Origin of the sequence: Streptomyces lasiicapitis, from assembly GCF_014646335.1 — a bacterium.
Classification (GTDB): domain Bacteria; phylum Actinomycetota; class Actinomycetes; order Streptomycetales; family Streptomycetaceae; genus Streptomyces; species Streptomyces lasiicapitis.
The window spans coordinates 19,182-31,210 of the sequence record NZ_BMNG01000021.1 but is presented as its reverse complement, the minus strand read 5'-3'; the positions used below and the strand labels follow the sequence as shown (position 1 = coordinate 31,210).

At 72.3% G+C, this 12,029-nt stretch carries 10 protein-coding genes; 9 read left to right on the top strand and 1 reads right to left on the bottom strand.

Annotation, left to right across the window (positions count from 1 at the left end):
• Nucleotides 1-84 precede the first annotated feature (84 nt).
• Nucleotides 85-1,014 carry a zinc-binding dehydrogenase gene (locus IEY91_RS36545; RefSeq protein WP_189177223.1) on the top strand — a complete coding sequence of 310 codons (930 nt, stop codon included), beginning with the start codon at nt 85-87 and terminating at the stop codon, nt 1,012-1,014.
• 260 nt (nt 1,015-1,274) lie between these two features.
• Here the strand turns inward: IEY91_RS36545 and IEY91_RS36540 are convergent, their stop codons facing one another.
• Nucleotides 1,275-2,666, bottom strand: a complete 1,392-nt coding sequence (locus IEY91_RS36540) for a cytosine permease (protein ID WP_189177222.1) — start codon at nt 2,664-2,666, stop codon at nt 1,275-1,277.
• 153 nt (nt 2,667-2,819) lie between these two features.
• Between IEY91_RS36540 and ureA the strand changes: the two genes are divergently transcribed.
• The 8 genes from ureA (at nt 2,820) to IEY91_RS36500 (ending at nt 11,795) form a co-directional block, all read left to right on the top strand.
• On the top strand, nt 2,820-3,518 hold the full coding sequence (gene ureA, locus IEY91_RS36535; RefSeq protein ID WP_189177221.1) for an urease subunit gamma: 699 nt from the start codon (nt 2,820-2,822) through the stop codon (nt 3,516-3,518).
• A complete protein-coding gene (locus tag IEY91_RS36530) occupies nt 3,518-5,200 on the top strand; it encodes an urease subunit alpha (protein WP_164320244.1) in 1,683 nt (560 codons plus the stop codon). Before ureA ends, IEY91_RS36530 begins: the two co-directional genes overlap by 1 nt.
• Before the next feature lie 11 nt (nt 5,201-5,211).
• Complete coding sequence (locus IEY91_RS36525; protein ID WP_189177220.1) at nt 5,212-6,231, top strand: agmatine deiminase family protein; 1,020 nt, start codon at nt 5,212-5,214, stop codon at nt 6,229-6,231.
• A gap of 87 nt (nt 6,232-6,318) precedes the next feature.
• On the top strand, nt 6,319-6,864 hold the full coding sequence (locus IEY91_RS36520) for a TetR/AcrR family transcriptional regulator (RefSeq protein WP_229697474.1): 546 nt from the start codon (nt 6,319-6,321) through the stop codon (nt 6,862-6,864).
• Nucleotides 6,865-6,994: 130 nt separating this feature from the next.
• On the top strand, nt 6,995-8,059 hold the full coding sequence (locus IEY91_RS36515; protein ID WP_189177218.1) for a TolB-like translocation protein: 1,065 nt from the start codon (nt 6,995-6,997) through the stop codon (nt 8,057-8,059).
• On the top strand, nt 8,056-9,213 hold the full coding sequence (locus IEY91_RS36510; RefSeq protein WP_189177217.1) for a TolB-like translocation protein: 1,158 nt from the start codon (nt 8,056-8,058) through the stop codon (nt 9,211-9,213). The genes IEY91_RS36515 and IEY91_RS36510 overlap by 4 nt, the downstream gene beginning before the upstream one ends.
• Nucleotides 9,214-9,340: 127 nt before the next feature.
• Complete coding sequence (locus IEY91_RS36505) at nt 9,341-10,297, top strand: hypothetical protein (protein ID WP_189177216.1); 957 nt, start codon at nt 9,341-9,343, stop codon at nt 10,295-10,297.
• A 208-nt stretch (nt 10,298-10,505) separates the two neighbouring features.
• Complete coding sequence (locus IEY91_RS36500; RefSeq protein ID WP_189177215.1) at nt 10,506-11,795, top strand: TolB family protein; 1,290 nt, start codon at nt 10,506-10,508, stop codon at nt 11,793-11,795.
• Nucleotides 11,796-12,029 lie beyond the last annotated feature (234 nt).

The window sequence follows — 12,029 nt, the reverse complement described above, 5'->3', positions numbered from 1 at the left end:
GCCGTGCGTTGCTGCGCGCTGGGCTCTGCCCTGCTGCGTGCTGCCCTGTCTGATTTGTCGTGCCTCGTGAAAGGTGACTTCGTCATGCGTGCTCTCGTCGTCGACCCCTCCGCCCTCGCCGGACTCCGCCTCGGCTCCGCGCCCGACCCCGAACCCGCCCCGCACCAGGCGCTCGTCCGGGTCGCCGCGACCTCCCTCAATTACGGGGAGGTCGCGGGCATGGTGCCGGACGCGGAGCCGGGCGCCGTGCTCGGCTGGGACGCCGCCGGGTACGTCGAGCGGGCCGCCGCCGACGGCTCCGGGCCCGCCGTCGGTAGCCCCGTGGTGACCCTCGGCGGGGCCGGGGGGTGGGCCGAACTCCGGGCCGTGGACACCCAGTTCATGGGGGTGGTGCCGGAGGGGGCCGACCTCGGGGCCATCAGCACGATCCCCGTCGCGGGGGCCAGTGCGTTGCGGGCGCTGCACCGGGTGGGGCCGCTGCTCGGGCGGAGGGTGCTGGTCACCGGGGCGACGGGGGGTGTCGGGCGGTATGCCGTGCAGCTTGCGCGGCGGGGTGGTGCGTATGTGGTGGCCGCGACGGGGGATCCGGGTGGGCGGGGGGAGTTGCTGCGGGGGTTGGGGGCGCATGCCGTCGTGGGTGACCCCGGTGAGGTCGAGGTGGCCCTCGACGGGGTTGTGGATCTGGTCGGTGGGCGGCAACTCGTCGCCGCTTACGAGAAGTTGGGGGAGGGCGGGGTGTTGGTCTCTGTGGGGCACTCTGGTGGGGATGACGAGCACTTTCCGCACGGGGTGATGTACGGGGACCAGGGGCGGCACGATCGGGCGGTCGTGAGCTTCCATCTGTTGGGGTGCGGTGGGCTTGGGCGGGATTTGGAGTGGCTGGCGGGGGAGGTTGCCGGGGGGCGGCTTGATGCGGGGGAGGCGTGGCGGGGGTCTTGGGGGGACGCGGGGGTGGCGGTGGAGGCGTTGCTGGGGCGGAGGCTGCATGGGAAGGCTGTGCTGGAGGTGGGGTGAGGTGGTTGGCCCTGCGGGGCTTTCCCCAGTCCCGCCCCTTCCCGAAACCGGGGGCTCCGCCCCCGGGCCCCCGGCATACATGGGGCTGCGCCCCTCTCCCCGCAATCGCCGCTTCGCGGCTCGTCCTCAAACGCCGGACGGGCTGAAACCCCTTGCCTGTGCGGCTGGTCTTTAGCCCGTCCGGCGTTTGAGGACGAGGCCGTTCAGGCCGATTCGGGGGTCCGGGGGCGGAGCCCCCCACGCGGCGGAGCCGCAAATTGTTACAGCCGGGAAGGGGCGGGGTTGGGGGACATCGCGTAAGCGACACCACCCACCACCCCCGACAGCAAGAAGCTGCAGTCCACCCCGCCCGTCAGGGCCAGGAGCGGGCCCTCGTAAGAGGGGAGGGAGACGGCCAGGAGGCCGACGGTCGCGCCCAGGGCCCACGCCGCCGTGGCCCACGGGTTCCAGCCGCCCCGGTACCAGTAACTCCCGCCCCGGGACCGGCGGTTGAAGACCTGGAGGGCGTCGGCGTCGTACACCCCACGGCACCGTACGAACCCCATGAGGGTGATCACGGCCCACGGCGTCCCGATCGCCGTGAGCAGCAGTACGAACGACGTCATCGCATCCTGCGCCTCCCAGGCGAAGTGCCCCACGAACACGCAGAGGGTGGCGACCACGGCCACCACGTACGTGGCCCGCGCCCGCGAAGCCCGCGGCACGATCGCGTCGAGGTCGAGCCCCATGGAGTACAGCATCAGCCCGGCGTTGCCGACGGACCCGGCGGACGCGGCGAGGAGGAGGGGGAGCAGGTACCAGCCGGGCGCCGCCGACACCAGCGGCTCGGCGTAGTCGAGCGCGGCCCCGGCGGCGTACGCGGTGAAGGTCCCGAAGAGCTGCGGCACGAGCAGCCCCGCCGTCAGCCCCACGCACGTGGCCCGCAGGACACGACGGGGCGAGTGCCGGACCGGCGAGACGTAGCGGGTGTAGTCGCCGAGCAGCGTGATGAAGGCGATCGGCCCGGAGAGCCCCGCGGCGACGAGCGCGAGCAGCCACGTCGGCCAGAACGACCCAAGGGCGTACCCGCCCGCGTCGGGCAGCGCGGCGGTGCCGAAGTCGGGCGCGTACGCCGCCACGCCGAGCACGAGCAGCGCGGTCATGCCGACGGCGAGGATCCGGGAGAGGCGCAGGAGCACCCGGTAGCCGTACACCGCCCCGGCCACCGTCGCCGCCGCGAGCACTGTGTAGACCACGCCGTAGGAGAAGCCTCCCGCCGGCAGGCCGACCAGGCGGTGCAGGGTGCCGACCATCACGTCACCGCCGATCCAGATGGTCAGCGCGGTGTAGCCGAGGGAGAGGAGGAGCCCGACGACCGAGCCGACGAGACGGCCCCGGACGCCGAACTGCGCGCCCGACGACGTCGACAGATTCGTGGCCGTCCGCAGCGACACGAGCGCGAGCGGCGCGGTGAGCGCCGTGCCGATCAGAGTGCCCGCCACCACGGAGGTCACCGACTGCCACCAGTTCAGGCCGAACGACACCGGCAGCCAGCCGAAGACGATCACCCCGAGGCAGAGGTTGGAGCCCAGGAGGATCGAGACCACGTCCCGGGGGCCGCTGGTGCGTTCCTCTTCGGGGATGGTGTCGACTCCGCGCTGTTCTATCGGCATGAGGGTGCCCTCTCACAAGTGTTTGAGTGTCGTTCAATCTGGGGCACGCCGCAGTCGGGCGTCAATGGTTTCGATCTGCGTAATCTGGGTTTCCTGCGTAATCTAGGGTTAGAGTGATGTTCTAAATGTGACCCATGGATACGAGGTGGCGGCGTGCGACTGACCCCCACGGAGCGTGACCGGCTGCTGCTCTTCGGCGCGGCCGAGCTGGCCAGGGCCCGCCGGGCGCGCGGCCTCAGGCTGAACGTCCCGGAGGCGACCGCCCTGATCGCCGACACGGTGTGCGAGGCCGCCCGCGACGGGGCGCGGCTCGCCGAGGCCATCGAGCGGGCGCGCTCGGTGCTCGGCCCCGACGACGTCCTTCCGGGCGTCGCGGACGTCGTCACCGAGGTGCATGTGGAAGCTGTGTTTGATGATGGGTCGCGGCTCGCCGTTGTCGCCGATCCGATCGGCGGCGGCTCGCTCGGCCCTGACGCGCCCGGCGCGCTGCGGCCCGCGCCGCCCACGCCGGAGCGGGAGCCGGACGTCACGGTGTCCGTGCACAACACCGCCACCGTGCCCGTCAGCGTGACCTCGCACTTCCATTTCTTCGAGGCCAACCCCCGGCTCGACTTCGACCGCGCCGCCGCCTACGGCATGCGGCTGTGCGTGCCCGCCGGGTCGTCCGTGCGCTTCGGCCCCGGGGACACGGCCGAGGTCGGGCTCGTACCGATCGGCGGCGACCGGGTCGCGATCGGCTTCGCCGGTCTCGTCGACGGGCCGCTGGATGCCCCCGGCGCCAAGGAGGAGGCCCTGAGCAGGGCCGCCGCCTGCGGCTACCTGGGCGCCGATTCCCCCGAGGAGGCCAAGTAATGGACCCCCACGAGTACGCCTCCGTGCACGGCCCCCGCGCCGGCGACCGCGTCGTCCTCGGTGACTCCGGGCTCGTCGTGCGCGTCGAGTCCGACTCGCAGCGGCACGGCGACGAGTTCCTCGCCGGGTTCGGCAAGACCGCCCGGGACGGTCTGCATCTGAAGGCCGCCGCCGTCCGTGAGACCTGTGACGTCGTGATCAGCAATGTGCTGGTGATCGACGCGGTGCAGGGCATCCGCAAGGTGTCCATCGGGATCAGGGAGGGGCGGATCCACGCCATAGGGCGGGCCGGGAACCCGGACACCCTCGACGGCGTCGACGTGGTCGTCGGCACCGGCACCTCCATCGTCTCCGGTGAGGGGCTGATCGCTACCGCCGGAGCCGTGGACACCCACGTCCACCTGCTGTCGCCGCGCGTCATGGAGGCCTCGCTCGCCTCCGGTGTGACCACGATCATCGGCCAGGAGTTCGGGCCGGTGTGGGGCGTCGGGGTCAACTCGCCGTGGGCGCTGAAGCACGCGTTCGGCGCCTTCGATGCCTGGCCGGTCAACATCGGCTTCCTGGGGCGCGGTTCGTCGTCCGACCCGGCCCCGCTGGTCGAGGCGCTCGCCGAGGGCGGGGCATCCGGCTTCAAGGTGCACGAGGACATGGGCGCCCACACGCGGGCGTTGGACACGGCGCTGCGCGTCGCCGAGGAGCACGACGTCCAAGTCGCCCTGCACAGTGATGGGTTGAACGAGTGTCTGTCGGTCGAGGACACCCTCAGCGTCCTCGACGGGCGGACCATTCACGCCTTCCACATCGAGGGGTGCGGCGGCGGCCACGTACCGAACGTACTGAAGATGGCGGGCGTGCCGAACGTCATCGGCTCCTCCACCAATCCCACGCTGCCCTTCGGGCGCGATGCCGTCGCCGAGCACTACGGCATGATCGTGTCGGTCCATGACCTGAAGACCGACCTGCCGGGCGACGCCGCCATGGCGCGGGACCGGATCCGTGCCGGGACCATGGGTGCCGAGGACGTGCTGCACGATCTCGGTGCCATCGGGATCACGTCCTCGGACGCGCAGGGCATGGGGCGCGCGGGTGAGACCGTACGCAGGACCTTCGCGATGGCCGGGAAGATGAAGGCCGAGCTCGGCCCGACCGCGGGCGACGGTCCGCACGACGACAACGGCCGTGTCCTTCGGTACGTGGCCAAGCTGACGATCAACCCCGCCATCGCCCACGGCCTCGCCCACGAGGTCGGGTCCATCGAGGTCGGCAAGATGGCCGACATCGTGCTGTGGCGCCCCGAATTCTTCGGCGCGAAGCCGCAGTTGGTGCTGAAGTCCGGCTTCCCCGCGTACGGCGTCGTCGGCGACCCGAACGCGGCCACCGACACCTGCGAACCCCTCGTGCTCGGGCCGCAGTTCGGCGCGTACGGCGCGACGCCCGCCGACATCTCCGTCGCGTTCGTCGCGCGCGCCGCCGTCGAGCAGGGCCGCGACTCGATGCCCACGCGGCGGCGCCGGGTCGCCGTCCGGGGCACCCGCGGGATCGGCCCCGCCGACCTGCGCCTGAACTCCCGCACCGGCACCGTCGACGTCGACCAGCGCTCCGGCCTGGTCACCCTGGACGGCGCCGCGCTGCGCTCCGAGCCCGCCGACTCCGTCTCCCTCAACCGCCTGTACTTCCTGTGAGGACCGCACCCATGAACGTCCGCATGCCCGCCGAGTGGGAGCCGCACGAGCGCACCTGGATGGCGTGGCCGGGGCCGAACCCCACCTTCAGTACGGAGGAGGAGCTCGGCGAGGCCCGCGCCGCCTGGGCCGCCGTGGCCCGTGCCGTGCGCCGCTTCGAGCCGGTGACCATGGTCGTCGGCACCGGCCAGAGCGCGTCCGCCCGCGCGCTCCTCGGTGACGGCTTCGAGCTGGTCGAGCGTGACCTGGACGACGCGTGGATGCGCGACATCGGGCCCACGTTCGTCCGTGACGGCGACCGGCTCGCCGCCGTGGACTGGGTGTTCAACGGCTGGGGCGCCCAGGAGTGGGCCCGCTGGGATCACGACGCGAAGATCGCCCGCCATGTCGCGGACCTCGCGGGCGCCCCCGTGCACTCCTCGCCGCTGGTCAACGAGGGCGGCGGCATCCACGTCGACGGCGAGGGCACCGTCCTGCTCACCGACACCGTGCAGCTCGGCCCCGAGCGCAACCCGGGCTGGACCAGGGAGCGGGTCGAGGCCGAGATCCACGCCCGGCTCGGCACCCGCAAGGCCCTCTGGCTGCCCCGCGGACTGACCGCCGACTACCCCGGCCACGGCTTCGGCACCCTCGGCCACGTCGACATCGTCGCCGCCTTCGCCGCCCCCGGCGTCGTCCTCGTGCACTCCCAACAGGACCCCGCCCACCCGGACTTCGAGGTCAGCCGCGAGGTCATCGGCGTACTCAAGGGGCGGACCGACGCCCGCGGCCGCACCCTGGAGATCGTCGAGGTGCCCGCGCCCACCGCACTCGCCGACGACGACGGCTGGGTCGACCACTCGTACATCAACCACTACCTGTGCAACGGCGGCGTCGTGCTGTGCTCCTTCGACGACCCGCACGACGAGCTGGCCGCGGGCATCTTCCGGCGGCTGTTCCCCCAGCGGACCGTCACCCTCGTCGACGCCCGTACGATCTTTGCCGGGGGTGGTGGCATCCACTGCATCACCCAGCAGCAGCCGAAGATCTAGCAGCCGGAGTACGACGTGGCCGAAGCGCGCGCCCAGCGAAGCGCACGCAAGAACGCGCCCCCGCGAGAAGACGTCCTCGCGACGGCCATGGAGATGATCGCCGAGCACGGCCTGGAACAGCTCACCATGGCCGCGCTCGGCCGCGAGGTCGGCATGAGCAGCGGCCACCTCCTGTACTACTTCGGCTCCAAGGACGAGCTGCTCCTGCGCACCCTGGAGTGGAGCGAGGGGCGGCTCGGCGCCGAGCGGAGCCGCCTCCTGGCCCGGCCGGAACCGGCGCGCGCCCGCCTGGAGGCGTACGTCGAGCTGTACGTCCCCGACGGGCACCGCGACCCGCACTGGATCCTCTGGCTGGAGGTCTGGAACCGCTCCCTGAACGCCGACGAGCAGGGCCGCGACCGGCAGGCCGCCATCGAGGGTGCCTGGCACCGCGACCTGGTGGCGCTGCTCGCCGAGGGCGTCTCGCGCGGGGAGTTCCGGGCCGTGGACGCCGACCGGTTCGCGGCCCGCCTTCGGGCGCTGCTCGACGGGTTCTCCATCCATGTGGCGATCGGCCTGCGCGGCACCGGACGGGACCAAGTCCTCGCGCACACAAGGGAGTTCCTGGACGAAGCGCTCGGCGCGGACGCGTAGGGGTCCGTCCAGGTTGTACGCAATCCTGCGGATTGCGGGGCCGCTCCGGGTGCGCTTGTATCCGCAGGGGCCTTCGGCGCCGGGCCGGGGGCGGGCAGGTCTTGGGGGATTCATGGTCACTGTCAGACGTGTGTCGTTAAGTGCCTTACTGGTAGCGGCAGTCGGGATCACCGCGCTGCCGACCACGGCCCACGCGGCCGAGGTGTCCGCCGCTCCGTCCGCGCGGCAGGCGCCCCGCGTCGAGCGGGTCAGCGTCGCCGCCGACGGCACCGAGGCCAACGGCGCCTCAGGTGCCGCGACCGTCACGACCGACGGCGGCCACGCCGCCTTCAGCAGCGGCGCCACCAACCTCACGCCCGACACCGCGCCACGGCCGCAGAGCTCCGCCCACGTCCGCGACGGCGACTCCCGCGCGGTCAGCAGGATCAAGAACAGCCTGACCGCCCCCGACATCAGCGACGACGGCCGCTACGCCACGTACCTCGACTGGGGCTCGCACACCACGGCCGCCTTCGTGGTGGACCTGACGACGGGGGAGAAGCGCCGGGTCGACGCCAAGGGCTTCAAGGAGGGCTCCGGCGATTCGGTGATCAGCGCCGACGGCCGCTACGTCGCGTACGTCCTGCGGCCGCAGCACCCCGCCGATCCCTACCGGATCGAGGTCTACGACTGGCAGACCGACACCCGCGAGGCAGTCAGCGACGGCCCGCCCGACGCCGCCCGCGACATGGCCAACCCGTCCATCAGCGCCGACGGCCGCTACGTGGCCTACGAGGACGCGGGCACCAAGCAGGTCTTCGTCCGAGACCGCGAGACCGGCGGCCTCAAGCGCGCCGACGACGGCACCGCCTCCACCCTCGTGGAGATCAGCGGCAACGGCCGCACGGTGGTGCTGAACTCCGCGAACGGCGCCTACGTACGCGACCTGCGCACCGGCAAGGTCAAGCACTTCCCCGGCACCTCGGCCAAGGCCGTCGGCCCGGACGGCCGCCACCTCCTCTACAGCGACGACGCGTCGACGCTGCGCCTGCGCGACCTGCGCACCGGCCGCGTCGACGTCGTCGGGACGGGCTCGGCCGTGCCCGGCGCGGTGGGCGCCAAGGGCCGCACCGTCGTCTACTCGTCGGCGGAGACGGATGTGGTGCCCGGTGACACGAACGGCGTGACGGATGTCTTCCAGTGGTCGCGCCGATGACGCGGACGCCCCGGACTCGAGGGTGGGCGTTCGGCTCAAGGGCCTTGTGGGCGGCGGCACTTGGTATCGCACTGAGTGGTGCGACGCTGACCGCGACGGCCACCGCGGACACCGCCGTACGTGACACCGCCGACGCCCGCACCCCGCGCACCGAACGCATCAGCACCGCCGCCGACGGCATCCAGCTCGACGGCCCCTCCACGGACGGGGCGCTCAGCGGCGACGGCCGCCACGCCGCCTTCCTCACCCGCGCACCCGCCCTCGGCTGCGACCAGTACGAGCACTGCCTGAAGCTCAAGGACCTCCGCACGGGCGCCCTGACCGGCATCGACCTCGGCAGCGGCCACCTCTACGGCACCCCGCTCCTGAGCTCCGACGGCAGCCGCGTGGCCTTCACCGCGAACAAACGCTTCGCCGCGCCCTACCTCCATGACCGTGCTACGGGAACCAGCACCCGGCTGTGGCCCGCCGACCCGCCGGGCTCGAACGAACTCGGCGCCGTGCAGGCGATCAGCCCCGACGGCACCCGCGTCGCGTACACCATCGGCAATCGCAACGGCAATCAGAACTTCCGGCTGCTGTACGTCCGCGACACCGCGACCGGCACGGACGAGCTGATCTCGGGGCCCGAGGAGGGCCAGAAGGGCGGCGCGTCCGTGGCCGACGACGGCTCGCGCGTCGCGTACCAGATCGGCGGCTACAGCGAGGGCCCCGAGGACCGGGCCGACGTCTTCCTCAAGGAGCCGGGCACCGGTGCGCGCACCCAGCTCGACACCGGCCTCGGCACCGCTGAACTGGTCCGGCTCAGTAACGACGGCCGCCGCGTCCTGTTCAACGCACGGGGCGGACTCTATGTACACACCGTCCACACCGTCCACACCGTGCGCACCGGCACCACCGAACGCGTCGCGGACGGCCGCGCGGTGTCGGCCACGCCCGACGGCCGCCACGCCGTCCTCACCGGCGCCGACGGTCTCCGCGTACTCGACCTGCGCACGGGCCGCGGCACGGACATCGGCCCGGCGGACGCACGGGCCGCGCGCGGCTCGGTGTCCGACAACGGCCGTGCCGTCACGTTCAGTTCGGCGTCCGCCGACTTGGTGCCGGACGACACCAACGGCGCCACCGACGTGTTCGTACGGCACACGAAGTGAACGGGGGGCATGGGTGAAGGGCGCAAGGACCTTACAGGGTACGGCAGTTGCTCTGGCGGTCGGCGTTGCGACGCTGTCGGCCACGGCGTCCGCCGACACGCAGGCTCGGGGGCCGAGCACGGAGCGGGTGAGCCTCGCGGGCGACGGGTCGCAGCTCGACGGGCCCTCGCGCGAGGCGGCGATCAGCGGCGACGGCCGCCACGTCGCCTTCGCCACCAAGGCGCAAGAGCTGCGGTGCCACCAGAACACGTACACCTGTCTCGCCCTGAAGGACCGGGTCACGGGCAAGCTGACGCTGATCCCGAACGGCGGCGACTCCTCCTGGGGGACGCCACTGCTCAGCCACGACGGCCGCTACGTCGGCCACACGGCGGGCACCAAGTCCCCGTCGCCGATGCTGTACGACCGTGAGACGGGCGAGAACGTGAACGTGGGGGCGCCGGGGAACGGCACCGGCCTGCTCCGCGCCGTCACGTCCGACGGCGGCCAGGTCGCCTACACCTCGGGGGACCGCTTCCACCCCGCCCAGCGACTGTTCGTACGGAACATGGCCACCGGTGCCAACGAGCCGATCGACGGCGCGGACGACGGCGGCGACTTGATCGGCGCTGCCTCCCTGAGCGCCGACGGCCGCCTCCTCGCCTACCAGAAGCGGTCCGAGGACGGCGGCGACATCGTCGTACGCGACCGCGCCACCGGCGAGACGGCGCAGGCCGACGGGGGACTCGGCGCCGCCGGGTTCGTGAAGGTGAGCGAGAACGGCCGCACCGTGCTCTTCGTCGCCGAGGACAGCACCTACGTGTACGACGTGGGCAGGGCGACGGCCCGCAAGGTCGCCGAGAAGCCCGCCGGGTCCGCGAGCCCGGACGCCCGGTACGCGGTTCTGGCCGAGGACGACGACGGAACCGCGCTCACCCTGCTCGACGTGCGCACCGGAAGGCGCACGCCCGTCGGCCCCGGCGGGGTCGAGCCGGGCGCCGTCACCGCGCACGGCCGCCAGGTCGTGTTCGCCTCGGACGCCACCGACCTGGTGCCGGGTGACACCAACGCACGGACCGACGTCTTCGTACGCCGTATCCGCTGACCGGCGCGGGGGAGCGCACACGGACGGCACACAAGGAGCACTCACCGCGGTGTGGACCACCAGGGGGAACCAAGAGCCGTGTTCCGTCCGTGTACCCGCGTGAACCGGCCACGGGCAGCGCGCGGTTGATCAGCCGGCGACGTACAACCAGCAACAGCCGGCAACAGTCCTACCGGACACGGCAACTCATCTCTCGGGGGAACCACCCATGCGTCTCACCACCCGCGCGGCCCTGGCCGCCGCGCTCGTCACCGCCGTCACGGGAGCCGTGCTCCCGGCCGCGGCGGCCGCCGACACCCGCGCCCCCGCTCCCCGCACGGAGCGGGTGAGCGTCGCCGGCGACGGCGCCCAGGCCGAAGGGCCGTCCGACGCCACGGACATCAGCGCCGACGGCCGGTACGTCGTCTTCGCGTCCGAGGCCGCCAACCTGGTGCCGGGCGACACCAACGGCCAGACCGACATCTACCTGCGCGACCTGCGCACCAAGAAGGTCGAGCGCATCAGCCTCCAGGACTCCGGCGAGCAGTACACCTCGCACGCCGGAGACCCGTCGATCAGCGCGGACGGGCGGTACGTCACCTACTCCGCGCAGGTCGACAAGCCCGGCGGCCTCTACAGCGGCACGTTCCTGAAGGACCGCAAGACCGGCCGCACCGAGATCGTCAGCCTCTCCGACGACGACAAGCCGGTCTTCGGGGACTACGTCGTCGGCGCCGAGGTCAGCGCCAGCGGCCGGTACGTCGCCTTCGTCTCGGAGCTGAAGGAGCACGGCGACGGCGGCGGCGACGGCATGTGGACCGGCATCTACCTGCGCGACCGCAAGGCGGGCAGCACCCGTCTGGTCAGCGAGATCGTCACCGGCCAGCCCACGTGGATCATCGGCGGGCTCTCCCTGAGCGCCGACGGCCGCCACGTCGGCTACGGCCTCGGCCAGGTCCGTCCTGGCCTGGGGGGAAGGACGTACACGTACGACGCGACGACCGGCAGGACGAAGCGCATCGACCTCTCGCCCACCGGCGCGGACCTGCGCATCGGCGTGCCCTCGCTGAGCAAGGACGGGCGGTACGCGGCCTTCGACACCGCCGAGGCGCTGGTGCCCGCCGACACCAACGGCAAGAGCGACATCTACCGCCTCGACACCCGCACCGGCGCCTACAAGAAGGTCACGCAGAAAGCGGGCGGCGGCCAGACCGGCGACGACTCCTACCAGCCCGACATCAGCCCCGACGGCCGCCACGTCGCCTTCATCTCCTCGGCGTCCGGCCTCACCGCGGGCGACCCCGCCAAGGGCCCGCTGTACGTACGGGACCTGAAGACGGGCAAGACGCGGCGCGTCAACGTGCCCCAGGGCGGCGGCGAGAGCGAGGACCAGGGCTGGCCGGCGTACGCCCTGAGCGCGGACGCCAAGACGTTCACGTTCACCTCGGACGCGACGAACCTGGTCCCGGGCGACACGAACACGGCGCGGGACGTCTTCGTACGGCGCAACGTGAGCTGAGCAGCACCACGTGAGCGGAGCACGCCACCGCGTGAGCCGGGCCGTCTGTCCGGGCCCGACCGCATCGTGAGACAGGGAGGCGGGTGCCACGAGAGCTGTGGCACTCTGCCTCCCATGCTCGTGTTCGCCATGATTATTGGCAGCAAGCGCGCCGGTCCGCAGTGACCGCCCCGGTACTCATCACGTACAGGCGGACACCGTCGTCCTCGACCCGCGCGCAGACCTCTCGCACCC

Coding starts and splice junctions, on each gene's coding strand:
- IEY91_RS36510 (WP_189177217.1), top strand. CDS start 8,056: ATGACGCGGACGCCCCGGACTCGAGGGTGGGCGTTCGGCTCAAGGGCC.
- IEY91_RS36520 (WP_229697474.1), top strand. CDS start 6,319: ATGGAGATGATCGCCGAGCACGGCCTGGAACAGCTCACCATGGCCGCG.
- IEY91_RS36530 (WP_164320244.1), top strand. CDS start 3,518: ATGGACCCCCACGAGTACGCCTCCGTGCACGGCCCCCGCGCCGGCGAC.
- IEY91_RS36500 (WP_189177215.1), top strand. CDS start 10,506: ATGCGTCTCACCACCCGCGCGGCCCTGGCCGCCGCGCTCGTCACCGCC.
- IEY91_RS36540 (WP_189177222.1), bottom strand. CDS start 2,666: ATGCCGATAGAACAGCGCGGAGTCGACACCATCCCCGAAGAGGAACGC.
- IEY91_RS36525 (WP_189177220.1), top strand. CDS start 5,212: ATGAACGTCCGCATGCCCGCCGAGTGGGAGCCGCACGAGCGCACCTGG.
- IEY91_RS36545 (WP_189177223.1), top strand. CDS start 85: ATGCGTGCTCTCGTCGTCGACCCCTCCGCCCTCGCCGGACTCCGCCTC.